We start from the raw sequence: 14,573 nt of genomic DNA on the forward strand, positions 1-14,573 counted from the left end.
GTCGCGATCTCGCCCGGATGGCGCCGAAACGCGGCACCTCGGCGGCGACTCAGGAGCGATCGATAGACTTTCCTGTGCCCGAAAAAACCTCCATCGACCCCGCCGAGCTCGAGATCGCCCTGCGCGTGATCGCGGCGACCGCCGATCTCGACCCGGAGGACCCCGACTACATCGCCCTGCGCCGGGCCACGGGCAAGATGTACAAAGACGTCAAGCGGCTCGCCCGCAAAGACAAGCGTCAGCGCATCGCGGACGCCGACCGCGCCGTTGTCGCGGCGACCGCCACCGGCGCGCCCGACCGCATCGACGACGAGACGCGCGGCATTCCGCTCGCGAGCCGGGCGACCACGCCGCACGCCGGCGAGCTGATCAAGCCGCGAGCCTGCTACATATGCAAGCAGCCGTATACGCTCGTCGACGCCTTCTATCATCAACTCTGCCCCGAATGCGCCGCGATGAGCCACGAGAAGCGGGACGCGCGCACCGACCTGACTGGCAAGCGCGCGCTGCTGACCGGAGGACGCGCCAAGATCGGCATGTACATCGCCCTGCGGCTCCTCCGCGACGGCGCGCACACGACGATCACGACCCGCTTCCCCCGCGACGCGGTGCGCCGGTTCACGGCCCTGCCCGACTCGGCCGAGTGGATCCACCGGCTGAAGGTCGTCGGCATCGACCTGCGCGACCCGGCCCAGGTGATCGGCCTCGCGGATGCCGTGGCATCCGCCGGTCCGCTCGACATCCTCATCAACAACGCGGCGCAGACGGTGCGCCGCTCGGCGGGGGCGTACAAGCCGTTGGTGGATGCCGAGTTGGCGCCCCTCCCGCAGGGCCCGCTGCCCGAGCTGCTGACCTTCGGGCACACGAACGACGCGCACCCGCTCGCGCTCGCGCAGTCGGTGTCGAGCCACCCGATCCTCGCCGCGGCCGCTCACGATGCCGAGACCCTCACCGCTGAGGCGATGGCCGCGGGGTCGTCGTCGCTCGAGCGACTCGCCGCGGGCACGGCGATCGACGCGGGCGGGCTCGTGCCCGACGAGAACCACATCAACAGCTGGACGCAGCACGTCGATCAGGTCGAGCCGCTCGAGATGCTCGAAGTGCAGCTCGCGAACATGACCGCGCCCTTCCTGCTCGTGAGCCGGCTGCGGCCGGCGATGGCCGCGTCGCCCGCGCGACGGAAGTACATCGTCAACGTCTCGGCGATGGAGGGCGTCTTCGGCCGTGGGTACAAGGGCCCGGGGCATCCGCACACCAATATGGCGAAGGCCGCGCTGAACATGCTGACTCGCACGAGCGCGCGCGAGATGTTCGAGACCGACGGCATCCTCATGACCGCCGTCGACACCGGCTGGATCACCGACGAGCGCCCGCACTTCACGAAGGTGCGCCTCGCGGAGGAGGGGTTCCACGCGCCGCTCGACCTCGTCGACGGCGCCGCGCGCGTCTACGACCCGATCGTGCGCGGTGAGGCCGGTGAAGACCTGTTCGGCATCTTCCTGAAGGACTACCGCAAGAGCTCGTGGTGACGCCGGTGTCACTCCCCTTCGACCAGGGGTGATGCGAGGATCTCGGCGACCTCGGTGATCGCCCGAGAACGGCGTCGCGGTGCCGACCCGTGCGCCTCAACTGAGTCGTCGCCGACCAACCTCGGATCCTCACCAGGCTCCTCCGCGGGCAGGAAGTAGGCGGCGGCCAACGGGGCGACCTCGAGGGTGGATGCCTCGGCGCGGGTGACCCAGCGGAGCTCCTCGATCTCGGCGGCCGTCACCGGCGTCTGTGCGCCGATGTCGACCCGGAAGACGTCGGCGACGACCGCGAAGCCGGGCTCGTTGGCCGCCGCGGCGGTGAACTCGCCGAGCGGCGTCAGGTCGCCCGGTTCGACCTCGAGACCCAGCTCTTCCGCGAGCTCGCGGATGAGCGTCTCTGCGGGAGTCTCGCCCGGTTCGGGTTTGCCGCCCGGCTGCATGAACGCCGTCGTGCCGGTCTTGCGCACGAGGAGCAGACGCTCCGCGCCGCCGGCAGGCCCCGCGCCGTCGGCGTCGGCCGCCGCGGCGACCGAGGTGATGACCGAGGCGGAGACGCGGATCTCCCGCGGCCCGTCAGTGGATCGAGGCATCCGCGGCCCTCACCCGCCAGGCGTGGAATCGCACCGCGAGACCCTCGCGGGTGGGCGCCGCGAGAAACGGACCGCGGAGTCATCGACGGCGACGGGCGCGTGGGTCCACGCGCCGGCGCTCCACGGAATGTCGTGGGGAGTCGTTGAGGTCATGACTTCATCGTGGCATCCCGCCCCGCCCGGCCGCGCCGTCCGGACCGGTGCGTAGGGTCGAGAGCATGCCCGCATCGCTTTCGCGACCCCTCGTCCGCCGCGCGCCCGAAGAGGTCGGCATCCCGTCGCCCGCCACGCACGCGCTGTCGGCGATCGTCACCGCCGTCACGGGCGAGCCGCTCACCGCGTACCTGCGGCCGCGGCTGCTCGACCCGCTGGGCATCGGCGACCGGTGGATGAGCGCCGTCGGCGGCATCGAGCACGGGGCATCCGGCTACCACCTCACCGTCGACGACCTCGCCCGCACCGCCACCATGCTCGGCGCGGGCGGCGTGTGGCAGGGCCGGCAGGTCGCGCCGGCCTGGTACGTCGAGGAGATGAGCCGTCCGTGGGCGACGACGGCCGCCTTCGACGGGCCGCCCGCCGGTGAAGGCGAAGTGAACGACTGGAGCCTCGGCTACGGTTACCAGGTGTGGCGCGGGCGGCACGGATTCCGCCTCGACGGCGCCGCCGGGCAGTTCGGCCTCGTGCTGCCCGAGCACGATCTCGTCATCGCCTACCAGGGCGCGACCCTCGACACCCAGGCGACGCTGCGCGCGTTCTGGGCGTTCGTCGAGGCCGCCGAGGTCGCGGCAGCGGCCGGTGGTGCCGACGGGATCGGTGAGGCGGTCGACGGGGCGCCGGCGGTGCCGGCGCCGCACGACACGTGGGATGCCCGTGACCTGCTCACGATCATGGCCGAGGCCCCGTTCGACGCGGCCGGTCTCGCCCTCGTCGACGCGGGCGACGGGTGGGCGCTGACACTGCCGACCGTGGGTGAGCTCCCCGTCGGCACGGCGTGGCAGGAGGTCGCGGTCGACGCGGATGCCGATGTGGTTGCCGGTGCTCCCGGCGTCGGCGACCCGGCGACCCGGCTGGCGATCGCGACGCGTGGAGAGGCCCGCGGCGACGGGTCGGTGCTCGTGCACGTCGTCGACACGACGTCGCCGCACCGCGCGATCGTCGTGCGGGAGGCGGATGGCACGCTCCGTGCGGGCTGGCACATCCCACCGCTCGGCGGCGGCTGGGCTGCGCTGCGCGTGCCGGCATCCGTCATCGCTGCGGACGACGCCAACACCGCCGCCGCACGAGGAGAACCTCGCCGAGAACCGTGAGCTGTTCGCCGCCGAGACGGCCCAGACGGACGGCGTCGTCGCGATCGCCGGCGCCGCGCGGCTGCTCGCCGACCTGCGCGGGCTGCCGCACGCGCTCGTCACCTCGGCCAGCCGCGACCTCGCGCACGCGCGGATGGATGCCGCGGGCCTGCCGATGCCGGGGAGCGCCGTCACCGCCGAAGACGTCGCGCGCAGCAAGCCCGACGCCGAGGGGTTCGTCGCGGCCGCCCGCGCGCTCGGCGTCGACCCGGCCGACTGCATCGTCGTCGAGGACTCCGCCAACGGCATCGCCGCGGGGCTCGCCGCGGGCATGCGCGTGATCGGCGTCGGTCCGCACGCCGCCGAGGGCGAGCCGACGTGGCTCGTGACGGATGCCTCAGGCATCCACGTCGCCCCCGCCGCGGACGGACGGATCGCGGTCACGATCGGCTGACGCCGGGCGCCGGGTGGGCGCGCCGTCTGCCGCAGGCGCCGGGCGAACCCGCCGGCGCTCAGTGCTCCGCGGCGGCCGCGTGGCCCTCGGAGAAGCTGAGGTTCTTGCCGAACGCCTTGCCGATGACGAGGACGATCCCGACGATCACGAGCCCGAGCGCGAGGCCGGCGATCGCCGAGACGAGGGTGTCGCCGATCCAGACGACGACGGGCCCGGCGGGCTCGAGGAAGTGCTCCACGGCGTGCAGCACGTCGAGCGGTGCGTGCCAGCCGACCTCGGCGAGGTTCGCAATCACGAGGTGACCGCCGACCCACAGCATCGCGATGGTGCCGATGATCGAGATCACCCGGAAGACGCCCGGCATCGAGCGCACGATGCGCATGCCGGTGTGGCGCACCCGCGGCGAGTCGCCGCGCGCCATCCGCAGGCCGATGTCGTCGAGCTTGACGAGCAGCGCGACCGTGCCGTAGACGAGAGCGGTCATCGCCAGGGCGATCACCGCGAGCACGGCCAGCCGCGACCAGAAGTCGAGTTCCGGGTCGATGTTCGACAGCCCGATCAGCATGATCTCGGTCGAGAGGATGAGGTCGGTGCGCACGGCGCCGAGCACGAGGCGCTTCTCGTCGCGTCCGCCCTCGTCGTGACCGCCGTGATGGAAGCCGAACCACTCGAGCACCTTCTCGGCGCCCTCGAAGCACAGGTAGGCGCCGCCGACGATGAGCAGCCACGGCAGCACCCACGGCGCGAACGCGGTGAGCAGCATCGCGAGCGGAATGATGATGAGGAACTTGTTCGCGAGCGAGCCGAGGGCGATCCGGCCGACGACGGGCAGCTCTCGGGCGGGGGACAGCCCCTGCACGTACTGCGGCGTGACCGCGGCGTCGTCGATGACCACCCCCGCCGATTTGGCGGATGCCTTGAGCGCGGCGCTCAGGATGTCGTCGACAACGGCGAGCAGACCCACAGACATAGGAGCCACACTACCGGGCGCGCCGGCGGTCTCGATTTGACTCCGTTCGAATCGATTCGATACAGTGGTGTCGCAGCGCCCTGTCCGGGGCGCTTTCGTCGTTCCCCCGAAGAGTCCCCCATGCCCCGCACCCTCACCACCGGTAGCCCGTGGCGCGTCATCCTGGCGTTCTCGGTGCCGCTGCTGATCGGCAACGTCGTGCAACAGCTCTACCAGTTCGTCGACGCGATCGTGGTCGGGCGGCTGCTCGGCGTCGACGCCCTCGCCGCCGTCGGCGCCACGGGCGCGCTGCTGTTCCTGCTGCTCGGGTTCACCTGGGGTCTGACGAGCGGTTTCGCGATTCCGACGGCGCAGGCCTACGGGGCGAGAGACTTCGCCGCGGTGCGCCGCTCCGTCGCGACGGGCGCCGTGCTGTCCGCCGCGACGACCGTCGTGCTGACGGTGTTCGCGCCGATGCTCGCCGGCCCGCTGCTGGCACTTCTCCAGACCCCCACCGAGCTCCTGCCGGGGGCGACCGTGTTCGCGCAGATCAGCTTCCTCGGCACGGGCGCGATCGTGGCCTTCAACTTCCTCGCGTCGATCATCCGCGCGATCGGCGACTCGCGCACGCCGCTCATCTTCCTGACGATCTCATGCCTGCTCAACGCCGGTCTCGTCATCGTCATGGTCGGCCCGCTCGGCTGGGGCATCGCCGGCGCCGCCCTCGCGACCGTCGTCGCCCAGGCCGTCTCGGTGCTGCTGTGCCTCGAGTACGTCCGCCACCGCGTGCCCGTGCTGCACGTCCGCCGCTTCGACTGGCGCGTCACGCGCGCCGACCTCGCCGAGCACCTGCGCCTCGGCCTGCCGATGGGGTTCCAGGCATCCATCATCGCGATCGGCACGCTCACCGTGCAGGTCGCGCTGAACACCCTAGGCGCCGAGGCGGTCGCCGCCTACACCACCGCGTCGCGCGTCGACGGCCTTGCGGTGGCGCTGCTGCAGTCGCTCGGCCTCGCGGCATCCATGTACGCGGCGCAGAACCTCGGCGCGCGCCGGCCCGATCGCATCCGCCGCGGCGTCCGCCAGGCGCTGCTCATGGCGACGGTCGCGGGGCTCGTGCTCGGCGCGCTGCTGATCACGTTCGGCGGCGATCTGGTGCGGCTGTTCGTCGGCGACGGCTCGGAGCGGGTCGTCGACCTCGCGACGCTCATGCTGCACATCAACGGACTCTTCTACTGGGTGCTCGCGGTGCTGTTCATCCTGCGCGGTTCGCTGCAGGGGCTCGGATCGACCGTCATCCCGACCGTCACGGGGCTCATCGAGCTCGTCATGCGCGTCGGTGCGGCGGTCATCCTCGGGCACCTCATCGGGTTCGAGGGCGTCGTGTGGTCGAACCCGCTCGCCTGGATCGGCGCGTGCGTCGTGCTCGTCCCCGCGTTCCTGCGCGCGAACCGCCGGCTCGCCGCGCTGCCGGTCGACCCGATCGAGGTCACCGAGACGACCGCGATCCCGATCGTCGGCCCCACCGACGGGTCGATGGTGGTGGATGCCGTGGTCACGGCCTCGATGCCGATCATCGCGCCGCAGGACACCGGTCGCGGCCGCGGGCGACGCCGCGGCGAGTCCGCGCGCGGGACGGGGCGGAGCCGGAAGGTCGGGACGCGGGATTAGCCTCTCGTACAGGCGAAAGGGGCTCCCATGAAAGCCGTTCTGAACGACACCGTCATCGCCGAGGCTCCCCGACCGCGCCTGGAGCTATCCGCACCCGTACCCGTCCGGAATAGATCGGGTCGGCAAGGACTTCTCCGACTATGTCGCGTTCTGGAAGGAGATCCGTGTCATCGAATGAGCAGGCGCCCACCGCTCTCGCCGGGCTGACGCAGCTGCCCGACCCGCAATTCATCATGGTCGGCGACGGCCTGCGCATCGCGACCTATTCGTGGGGCGATGAGGCAGACCCCGTGGTCGTCGTCGTGCACGGGTTCGCCTCGAGCACGAAGGACAACTGGGTCGCGACCGGATGGGTGCGCGACCTGCTCCGCGCCGGCTATCGGGTGATCGGTCTCGACCAGCGCGGGCACGGGGCGAGCGACAAGCCGCACGAGCCGGGCGCCTACTCGATCCGTCAGCTCCGGCTGACCGAGCGCGTGGCGGGCAACGACCTGCGCGCCCTGCTCGCGATCGCCGGGGGCATGCGCGAGTCGAAGACCGTCGATCCCGATGCCCGGCACGCCCCGCAGCAGCCCGTGCTGTTCGCGACCGGATCCCTCGACGCGATCATCGACGGCTCGCGGGCGCTCGCCGCCGCGACCCCGCAGGCGCGCTTCCTCGAGATCCCCGACCGCCACCACTTCAACGCCCCCGGATCGCGGGTCTTCCGCCAGGCCGCGATCGAGTTCCTCGGGGAGTGACTCCCGCCGGCCCGCGCCCTAGGCTGACGGCATGATCCGGGTCGCGACCATCGGCACGAGCAGTATCACGGAGCGCTTCGCCGGCGCCGTGGCGGAGGTCGACGGCATCCGCGTCGACGTCGTCTTCTCGCGGAGCGCCGAGCGGGGCGCCGCCTTCGCCGACCGCATCGGCGCGCCGCGGGCGAGCGACGACCTCGATGCCCTGCTGCGCTCGGGCGAGATCGACGCCGTGTACGTCGGGTCGCCCAACGGCGCGCACGCGGCGCAGGCGCAGGATGCCATCGACGCGGGCGTCCACGTCTTCCTCGAGAAGCCCGCGACGCCCGGCTCCGCCGAGTTCGCCGACCTCGTCGCCGCGGCCCGCGCGCGCGGCGTCGTCGTGTTCGAGGGCATGCGCAACGTGTACGACCCCGGCATGGCCCGGGTCGCCGAGCTGCTGCCGCACATCGGGCCGGTGCGGCTCGTCTCGTTCGGGCAGTCGCAGTACTCCGCACGCTACGACCTCGTGCTCGCGGGCGAGACGCCGAACATCTTCGACCCCTCGCTCGCCGGCGGCGCCCTGTTCGACCTCGGCGTCTACCCGCTCAGCGCACTCGTCCACCTGTTCGGCGCTCCGACGTCGGTCAGCGGGTCGACCGTCACGATCGCGACCGGCGCCGACGGGGCGGGGGCCGCGGTGCTCGCCTACCCCGACATGGTCGGGCAGGTCTCGTTCTCGAAGATCGGGGTCTCACACCGGCCGAACGAGATCCAGGGCGAGTGGGGCACGATCGAGATCGACGAGATCACCGCGCCGCGCGAGATCGCCCTGAGCCTGCGCGCCCGCGGCGGGGCGCCCGGATCGCACACCGCCGACCGTGTCGAGGGCGCCGCGAACAACATGGTCTACGAGGTCGCGCGGTTCGCGGCGCTCGTGCGGGGAGAGGCCGATCCGACCCCCGACCAGGAGCGCACGCTCGCCGTGCTCCGCGCGGTCGAGGCGATCCGCGGCAGCGGGTGAGAAGGCGGCGCGTGGCATCCGGTCAAGACCTCGACACTCTCGCGCGTCTCCGGCGTGTGCGCGACCGGATGGACCGCGACGACGCTCGCCCGCTCGACATCGAATCGCTGGCTCGGTCGGTGCACCTGTCGGCCGGTCACCTCTCGCGTCAGTTCCGCCTCGCCTACGGCGAATCGCCGTACGCCTATCTCATGACGCGGCGCATCGAACGGGCGATGACGCTGCTGCGCGCGACGCCGGCGACGGTCACCGAGGTATGCTTCGCGGTGGGATACCAGTCGCTCGGGACCTTCTCGACCCGGTTCCGCGAGCTCGTCGGCGTCTCGCCCAGCGTCTACCGGCGCACGACGCACGAACAGAGGGAGAGCTGACATGGCCGACACCGAGAGCGGATTCAGCGCCGACGAGCGCGCCGCGATGAAGCAGCGCGCCGAAGAGCTGCGCACGACCAAAGGCCTCAAAGGCGCGGCCAAGCTCGCCAAGGAGTTCGAGGCGTGCGTCGCCGCGATCGACGCGCTCGAGGGCACCGACAAGGCCGTCGCCACCGCCCTCCACCGCATCGTCCTCGAGGTCGCGCCGCAGCTCGAGCCGAAGACCTGGTACGGGTTCCCGTCCTATGCGCAGGGCGGCAAGGTCGTCGTGTTCTACCAGCCCGCCTCGAAGTTCGACTCCCGCTACGGCACGGTCGGCTTCCAGGAGGACGCGCACCTCGACGACGGGCCGATGTGGCCCACCTCGTTCGCCGTGATCGAGGTGACGGATGACGTGGAGAAGCGCCTCCGCGACCTCGTCGCCCGCGCCGCGGGCTGAGCGGGCCCCGCGCCGGGGGCTGAGCGCCGCGGGCTGAGCGCCGCCCACGCGACCCCCTCCGCCGCGGCCGATTCGTGATCACGACCTAGACTGGAGGGGTTCCCTTCCGCCTGCCTGGATGAGCCCCACGTGACCGACGCGCCGACCCGCACCTTCGAGGTGCGCCATCTGCAGCTCGCGCGCGCGTTCCTCGCCGCGATGGCGGCGATCATGATCACCTTCTCGGCCGACCACTCCGCGGCGGTCGGGCTCGCCGTCTTCAGCGGGTTCGCGATCGCGACCTCGCTCGTCTTCTTCGCCGCCGCGTGGCTCGTCTTCGCCGCGGGAGAGCGCGCCCCGGCGGTGCTGCTCGGCGTCGTCACCCTCGTGACCGGCATGATCACGGGCCTGCCGGCGCTCCGCACCACGACGATGTTCTTCGTCGTCGTCATCGTGTGGGCCGCGGCGTCAGGGCTCATCGAGCTGATCGCCGGCCTCCGCGCCCGGCGCACCGGCGACCCGTACGCGCGCGACGCGATCCTGATCGGCGCGGTGACCCTCGCCCTCGCGATCGCGCTGCTGCTCGTCAACCCGGCCTACAGCCTGGACTACTTCATCAAGGAGGCCGGCGCGAGCTTCACCCTCACCGGCATCACGATCGGGGTGGGGCTGTTCGGCGGCTACGCCGCGATCGTCGCGGTGTTCCTCGGCATCGCCGGGTTCTCGCCGCGGCGCACCGCCCCCGCGGGCCCGGCGCAGCCGGCATCCACCCCGACCACACCGACAGCGGAGCCCGGCGACGCGCCGGTGCGCCCCGCAGGAGAGACCGCATGACCGACCCCCGCCCCACCCGTCGCGACCTGATGAAGCCGGTGCAGCTGCTCGGCTTCGGCTTCGCCGCGGCGGCGTTCGGCGGGCTCATCACGCTCGTGTCGATGGGGTTCTTCCAAGACCTCGACGGCGACGAGCGCATGCACGTCATCGTCGTCTCGCTCATCGTCGCGGGCATCGCGTTCATCGCGACGCTCGTGATCATCGCCCTGCTGATGCTCGCGGTCGATCCCGCACAGGTCGTGAAGCCCGTCGACCGGGCCGTGCTGCTGCCCGAGTCGGAGGATTCCGGCGACGCGGGCGACGCGGATGCCGAGGCATCCGACCCCCGCCCCTGACCCGGTCGCCTCAGCCCCTCAGCGACGGCCGCCCCTCCGCGACTCGCGCCCCAACTGCAAGGCCGTCGAAGCGACACGCCGCTGACAGGGCCGCCGCCGCGGCGTGTCGCTCACGATCCCTTGCAGTTGCGGCGCGCGCGGGCCAGGGTGGACCGGCGGGTCAGAGCTCGTCGACGAGGCGGTCGGCGAGGCCCGTGTAGGTCGCGGGCGTCAGCGCGACCAGGCGCGCCTTGGCATCCGCGCCGATGTCGAGGCCCTCGACGAACTCGGCCAGCTCCGGCCCGCCCACGCGCCGGCCACGGGTGAGGTCCTTGAGTAGCGCGTAGGGGTCGGTGATCTGCGAGCGCCCGGCGACGATCTCGGCGCGCACGACGGTCTGGATCGCCTCGGCGAGCACCTCCCAGTTCGCGTCGAGGTCGGCCAGCAGCACGTCGCGTGCGAGCAGGATCTCGGTGAGGCCCCGCTGCAGGTTGTCGAGCGCGAGCAGCGAGTGCCCGAACGCGACGCCGATGTTGCGCTGCGTGGTGGAGTCGGTGAGGTCGCGCTGCAGGCGCGAGGTCACCAGGGTGGATGCCAGGGTCGCGAACAGTCCGCCCGCGATCTCGAGGTTCGCCTCGGCGTTCTCGAACCGGATCGGGTTGATCTTGTGCGGCATCGTCGACGATCCGGTCGCGCCCGCGACGGGGATCTGTGCGAAGAAGCCCATCGAGATGTAGGTCCAGACATCCGTCGCGAGGTTGTGCAGGATGCCCCCCGCGTGCCGCGCCCGGTCGTACAGCTCGACCTGCCAGTCATGCGACTCGATCTGCGTCGTGAGCACGTTGAAGTGGATGCCGAGGCCCTCGATGAACGTGCGGGAGAGCTCGGGCCAGTCGACGTCGGGAGCGGCGACGACGTGCGCCGACCAGGTGCCGGTGGCGCCGGAGAACTTCGCGAGATATTCGCCGGCCTCGATCTGATCGGCGACGCGGCCGAGGCGCCACGCGAACACGGCGAGCTCCTTGCCCATCGTCGACGGGGTCGCGGGCTGACCGTGCGTGCGGGAGAGCATCGCGGCGTCGCGGTGCTCGCGGGCGAGGTCTGAGAGCGCGGCGATCACGGCGCGCAGCTTCGGCAGCCAGACGTTCTCGACGGCGCGCTTGACGGTGAGGGCGTACGAGGCGGAGTTGATGTCCTCGCTCGTGCAGGCGAAGTGGGTGAGCTCGGCGATCGCGTCGAGGCCGAGGGATGCCAGTCGGTCGCGCACGAGGTATTCGACGGCCTTGACGTCGTGGCGGGTGACCGCCTCCTTCTCGGCGAGCCAGTCGATCTCGGCCTGACCGAAGTCGCGGTACAGGGCGCGCAGGCTCTCCTTCTGGGCATCCGTCAGCGCCGTCGCCCCGAACAGACCGCGGTCGGCGAGGAGGATGATCCACTCGACCTCCACCTCGACGCGCGCCCGGTTGAGGCCCGCCTCGGAGAGGTAGTCGGCCAGGCCCGAGACGGCGGCGCGGTAGCGCCCGTCGAGCGGGCTCAGCGGCTGCGGCGGCAGGGAAGGAGTGGTCACGAGGCTCCGATCGTGGCGGGTGCGCGGGTCGCGCAGCGGATGCGTCGCCGTCGTCAGATGTTCGGGCGGATCGCGGGTTCGAGCTGCCGGAAGAGCGCCCGGCTGGCACTCTCGATCATAGCGAGCACGTCGTCGAACATCTCCGGGCCGGCGTAGTACGGGTCGGGGACGTCGAGGGTGTCGCCGGCTGCGTCGTCGAACGCCAGCAGCAGGGCGAGTTTGTCTGCGTCGTCGGGCGTGCGCGCCCAGCTCGTCAGAATGCGCTCGTGCGAGCGGTCGAGGGCGACGATGAGGTCGTTGCGGTCGAAGTCTTCGAGGGTGAACTGGCGCGCGCGGTGCCGTTCGCCGTCGTACCCGCGGCGGTGGAGCGCCTCGATCGTGCGCACGTCCGCGCGCTCGCCGACGTGCCAGTCGCCGGTGCCCGAGCTCGTCGAGACGACGTGCGAGCCGAGCCCGGCGCGCTCGGCGAAGTCGCGGAAGACGATCTCCGCCATCGGCGAGCGGCAGATGTTGCCCGTGCACACGAAAGCGACGCGATAGGGCGAGTCGCTGCGGGGCACCACCCCATTGTGTCGCTCCCACGCCGTCACCGCCTCCTCCCCAGACGGGTTCTCGCGCGATCCCTCCACCGATCGGCCCTCCCGGCGCCCGCGCACGCCCCCGGCCGGGCAGGGTCGAGACATGGATGCCACCTCGCCCGCCCCCTCCGTCGACTCACCCGACGTCGCGCAGCGTCAGGTCGCCCTCGGCGCGGCGCGGCGCATCGTGCAGAACGCGCTCGCCGATGCGATCGCGCTGCGCGGGCGCGTGATGATGCTCGCGGATGCCACCGACTGGCGCGCCCGCGGCGCCGAGGGCTACCGGGCCGGAGTCGCCGCGCTGCAGAGCGACCTCGATCGCCTGGTGCAGGCCGTCGCGGCATCCGACGACGACCTCGCCGCCGCGCAGCGCGAGACGTGGTCGGCCGCGCCCTTCACCCCGATGGGGTGGTGACGCGTGGCATCCGACGACCTCGACATCCGCAGCGGCGGCATCGTCGCGGTCGACACCGAGACCCTGCGCGCCGCCGCCGCGCGGCTCGTGGCCGAAGGCGTCGCGTGCGAGGAGCTGCGCGCGAGCCTCGACCGGGCGCGCCGGCTCGTGAGCGCGGAGGGGGTGTGGTTCGCACCGCCCACGGGGGCGGCCATCGACGCGGGCGAGCGCTGTCGCCGCCTCGCGCACGATCTGCAGGCGATGGCGAACACCTACGAGGTCGCCGAGCTGGCCTCGGCGGCGGCGATCGCCGAGGCGGCGGGCGACGCCGACCTCGCCGCGAGCCTGCGCGGACGGGCGGCGGAGATCCTCGTCGCCGATCCCGCGGCGATCGCGAAGCTCGCGGCCCTGGCGGTGCACTGGCGCGGCCAGAACGTGACCGCCCTCATCGGGCAGTACTCGGCGCCGGGCATCCCAGGCGCGCCCTCCCCGTTCGACGCGGGCGGGTTGATGGTCGTGGCGACGACGCTCATCTCGATCATCGGCCGCGGCACGGTGGAGCAGGGTGCGCGGCTCGGCGGCACAGGCGATCCGGTGCGCATCGCGCGACGGGGTGAGGGGCGCACGACGGCGCCGACGTCGCTGACGCAGGTCGTCGACCGCATCCCGCAGGGCGAGAACCGGGTGCGGGTCGAGCGGTACACGCTGCCGAGCGGCGAGCGGCAGTTCATGGTCTACGCGACCGGAACGGCGGGCCTCGGCGTGCGCGAGGTCGCGAACTGGCGCGCCAACACCGACCTCTACCTGGGTCGCGGACGCGCCGCCTCGTTCGAGGCGACGATGGCCGCGCTCGCCGACGCCGGCGCGCGGCCGGGTGACACGGTGAACGTGGCCGGCTATTCGCAGGGCGCGGCGGTGGCCTCGTTCATCGCCCTCGACGACACCTACGACGTGCCGATGCTGATCACGTTCGGCGACCCCGTGCAGGCCGACGTCGGCGCCGACACGCTGAGCGTGGCCGTGCGTCACAACGACGACCCGGTCTCGGCGCTCGCCGACGGCGGGTTCGCCGCGGGCGTCGGGGCGGAGGGCAGTTTCGTCGCGTCGCGCGAGACGCCGGGGACGGCGTGGACCGGCCAGGGTCCGATCGGCTCGCACCTGCTCGACACCTACCGCGAGACCGCGGGGATGCTCGACACCTCCTCCGACCCCCGTATGGACGGGGTGCGCGAGCGGTGGCAGGCGCTCGCGCAGGCGACCTCGGTGGAGGTATTCGTCTACGAGGCGACCCGCGGCACGGGCGAGTCGGTCGACGTGGGCGCGCCGGCCGTGCCGGGGGCGCCCGCGGTGCCGGGCGTCGGTGGTGCGCCGGCGGCGCCCTGGCCGCGGAGCGGGGGCGGTGTCAGCTCCGGCGCGTCTGCGGACGCAGGATGATGCCGAACACCCAGTTGATGAGCGAGATGATCAGCGCCGCCACCACGCCGAGCCAGAAGCTGCCGAGCGAGAGGCCCCAGCCCCACCACTGCGTGAACCACGCGGTGATCCACAGCAGCAGTCCGTTGATGAGGAGCGAGATGAGACCGAGCGTGAGGATGTAGAGCGGGAAGGCGACGATCTTGATGACCGTGCCGATGATCGTGTTCACGAGGGCGAACACCGCCGCGATGGCGAGCAGTGTCAGTACGAGCTGCAGGGTCTCGCCCGGAGGGAAGGGCGTGACCACGACCTGCAGCGCGGTGATGAGGGTCACGACCCAGATGGCGAAAGCATTGACGACGACGCGGACGATGAAGCGCATAGTGGCTCAGTCTTCCACGGCGGAGGCGTCGTCGGCAGGAGGACTGCGAACGTCAGGGAGAGCGAGAGGTGCTTGTTTCC

Annotated in this window: 16 protein-coding genes and 1 pseudogene; 12 read left to right on the plus strand and 5 right to left on the minus strand. The window is 72.0% G+C overall.

The window, feature by feature from the left end:
• The first annotated feature begins 17 nt into the window (after positions 1-17).
• Positions 18-1,529, plus strand: a complete 1,512-nt coding sequence (locus LOK55_RS02245) for an SDR family NAD(P)-dependent oxidoreductase (RefSeq protein WP_374107604.1) — start codon at positions 18-20, stop codon at positions 1,527-1,529.
• A gap of 146 nt (positions 1,530-1,675) precedes the next feature.
• On the opposite strand, the pseudogene LOK55_RS02250 reads toward LOK55_RS02245, so the two are convergent.
• A pseudogene (locus LOK55_RS02250) lies at positions 1,676-2,119 on the minus strand (NUDIX domain-containing protein); the annotation flags it as partial.
• A gap of 218 nt (positions 2,120-2,337) precedes the next feature.
• Between LOK55_RS02250 and LOK55_RS02255 the strand changes: the two are divergent.
• The gene (locus LOK55_RS02255; RefSeq protein ID WP_229934069.1) at positions 2,338-3,426 is read left to right on the plus strand and encodes a serine hydrolase; all 1,089 of its coding nucleotides are present in this window, start codon (positions 2,338-2,340) and stop codon (positions 3,424-3,426) included.
• A 1-nt stretch (position 3,427) separates the two neighbouring features.
• Positions 3,428-3,859, plus strand: a complete 432-nt coding sequence (locus tag LOK55_RS02260; protein ID WP_374107610.1) for an HAD family hydrolase — start codon at positions 3,428-3,430, stop codon at positions 3,857-3,859.
• A 58-nt stretch (positions 3,860-3,917) separates the two neighbouring features.
• Here the strand turns inward: LOK55_RS02260 and LOK55_RS02265 are convergent, their stop codons facing one another.
• Positions 3,918-4,829 carry a DUF808 domain-containing protein gene (locus LOK55_RS02265; RefSeq protein WP_229934070.1) on the minus strand — a complete coding sequence of 304 codons (912 nt, stop codon included), beginning with the start codon at positions 4,827-4,829 and terminating at the stop codon, positions 3,918-3,920.
• A gap of 120 nt (positions 4,830-4,949) precedes the next feature.
• On the opposite strand from LOK55_RS02265, the gene LOK55_RS02270 reads away from it, so the two are divergent.
• The 7 genes from LOK55_RS02270 to LOK55_RS02305 all read left to right on the plus strand — a co-directional run bounded on the left by LOK55_RS02270 (position 4,950) and on the right by LOK55_RS02305 (position 10,177).
• Positions 4,950-6,479 (plus strand): MATE family efflux transporter, encoded by a 1,530-nt coding sequence (locus LOK55_RS02270; RefSeq protein ID WP_229934071.1) that lies wholly within the window; start codon positions 4,950-4,952, stop codon positions 6,477-6,479.
• Between the two features lie 233 nt (positions 6,480-6,712).
• Positions 6,713-7,219 (plus strand): alpha/beta fold hydrolase, encoded by a 507-nt coding sequence (locus LOK55_RS02280; RefSeq protein WP_229934222.1) that lies wholly within the window; start codon positions 6,713-6,715, stop codon positions 7,217-7,219.
• 31 nt (positions 7,220-7,250) lie between these two features.
• A complete protein-coding gene (locus LOK55_RS02285; RefSeq protein WP_229934072.1) occupies positions 7,251-8,219 on the plus strand; it encodes a Gfo/Idh/MocA family protein in 969 nt (322 codons plus the stop codon).
• Positions 8,220-8,287: 68 nt separating this feature from the next.
• The gene (locus tag LOK55_RS02290) at positions 8,288-8,590 is read left to right on the plus strand and encodes a helix-turn-helix transcriptional regulator (protein WP_229934223.1); all 303 of its coding nucleotides are present in this window, start codon (positions 8,288-8,290) and stop codon (positions 8,588-8,590) included.
• Between the two features lies 1 nt (position 8,591).
• Positions 8,592-9,029, plus strand: coding sequence for an iron chaperone (locus tag LOK55_RS02295; protein WP_229934073.1), 438 nt, complete (start codon positions 8,592-8,594; stop codon positions 9,027-9,029).
• Positions 9,030-9,158: 129 nt separating this feature from the next.
• Entirely contained in the window at positions 9,159-9,842 is a 684-nt protein-coding gene (locus LOK55_RS02300) for an acyl-CoA synthetase (protein WP_229934074.1), read from the plus strand.
• The gene (locus tag LOK55_RS02305) at positions 9,839-10,177 is read left to right on the plus strand and encodes an amino acid transporter (protein WP_229934075.1); all 339 of its coding nucleotides are present in this window, start codon (positions 9,839-9,841) and stop codon (positions 10,175-10,177) included. The genes LOK55_RS02300 and LOK55_RS02305 overlap by 4 nt, the downstream gene beginning before the upstream one ends.
• A 160-nt stretch (positions 10,178-10,337) precedes the next feature.
• Here LOK55_RS02305 and purB read toward each other — a convergent pair whose 3' ends face one another.
• Positions 10,338-11,723: an adenylosuccinate lyase gene (gene purB / locus LOK55_RS02310; RefSeq protein ID WP_229934076.1), complete on the minus strand. Its 1,386-nt coding sequence runs from the start codon at positions 11,721-11,723 to the stop codon at positions 10,338-10,340.
• 53 nt (positions 11,724-11,776) lie between these two features.
• Positions 11,777-12,283 (minus strand): low molecular weight protein-tyrosine-phosphatase, encoded by a 507-nt coding sequence (locus LOK55_RS02315; protein WP_374107605.1) that lies wholly within the window; start codon positions 12,281-12,283, stop codon positions 11,777-11,779.
• 121 nt (positions 12,284-12,404) lie between these two features.
• Here LOK55_RS02315 and LOK55_RS02320 point away from each other — a divergent pair, with 121 nt between their 5' ends.
• The gene (locus LOK55_RS02320; protein WP_141380622.1) at positions 12,405-12,716 is read left to right on the plus strand and encodes a hypothetical protein; all 312 of its coding nucleotides are present in this window, start codon (positions 12,405-12,407) and stop codon (positions 12,714-12,716) included.
• A gap of 3 nt (positions 12,717-12,719) precedes the next feature.
• Positions 12,720-14,129 carry a hypothetical protein gene (locus tag LOK55_RS02325; RefSeq protein WP_229934077.1) on the plus strand — a complete coding sequence of 470 codons (1,410 nt, stop codon included), beginning with the start codon at positions 12,720-12,722 and terminating at the stop codon, positions 14,127-14,129.
• On the opposite strand, the gene LOK55_RS02330 is transcribed toward LOK55_RS02325, so the two are convergent.
• Positions 14,098-14,493, minus strand: a complete 396-nt coding sequence (locus LOK55_RS02330; protein ID WP_229934078.1) for a phage holin family protein — start codon at positions 14,491-14,493, stop codon at positions 14,098-14,100. The genes LOK55_RS02325 and LOK55_RS02330 overlap by 32 nt on opposite strands.
• Positions 14,494-14,573: the final 80 nt, after the last annotated feature.

Source organism: Microbacterium sp. F2E, assembly GCF_020905435.1.
GTDB classification, from domain to species: domain Bacteria; phylum Actinomycetota; class Actinomycetes; order Actinomycetales; family Microbacteriaceae; genus Microbacterium; species Microbacterium lacticum.

What these genes read in the sequence shown, in the direction of transcription:
- LOK55_RS02245 (WP_374107604.1), top strand. Translation starts at nt 18, where the DNA reads ATGGCGCCGAAACGCGGCACCTCGGCGGCGACTCAGGAGCGATCGATA.
- LOK55_RS02255 (WP_229934069.1), top strand. Translation starts at nt 2,338, where the DNA reads ATGCCCGCATCGCTTTCGCGACCCCTCGTCCGCCGCGCGCCCGAAGAG.
- LOK55_RS02265 (WP_229934070.1), bottom strand. Translation starts at nt 4,829, where the DNA reads ATGTCTGTGGGTCTGCTCGCCGTTGTCGACGACATCCTGAGCGCCGCG.
- LOK55_RS02270 (WP_229934071.1), top strand. Translation starts at nt 4,950, where the DNA reads ATGCCCCGCACCCTCACCACCGGTAGCCCGTGGCGCGTCATCCTGGCG.
- LOK55_RS02280 (WP_229934222.1), top strand. Translation starts at nt 6,713, where the DNA reads ATGGTCGGCGACGGCCTGCGCATCGCGACCTATTCGTGGGGCGATGAG.
- LOK55_RS02285 (WP_229934072.1), top strand. Translation starts at nt 7,251, where the DNA reads ATGATCCGGGTCGCGACCATCGGCACGAGCAGTATCACGGAGCGCTTC.
- LOK55_RS02290 (WP_229934223.1), top strand. Translation starts at nt 8,288, where the DNA reads ATGGACCGCGACGACGCTCGCCCGCTCGACATCGAATCGCTGGCTCGG.
- LOK55_RS02295 (WP_229934073.1), top strand. Translation starts at nt 8,592, where the DNA reads ATGGCCGACACCGAGAGCGGATTCAGCGCCGACGAGCGCGCCGCGATG.
- LOK55_RS02305 (WP_229934075.1), top strand. Translation starts at nt 9,839, where the DNA reads ATGACCGACCCCCGCCCCACCCGTCGCGACCTGATGAAGCCGGTGCAG.
- LOK55_RS02320 (WP_141380622.1), top strand. Translation starts at nt 12,405, where the DNA reads ATGGATGCCACCTCGCCCGCCCCCTCCGTCGACTCACCCGACGTCGCG.
- LOK55_RS02330 (WP_229934078.1), bottom strand. Translation starts at nt 14,493, where the DNA reads ATGCGCTTCATCGTCCGCGTCGTCGTCAATGCTTTCGCCATCTGGGTC.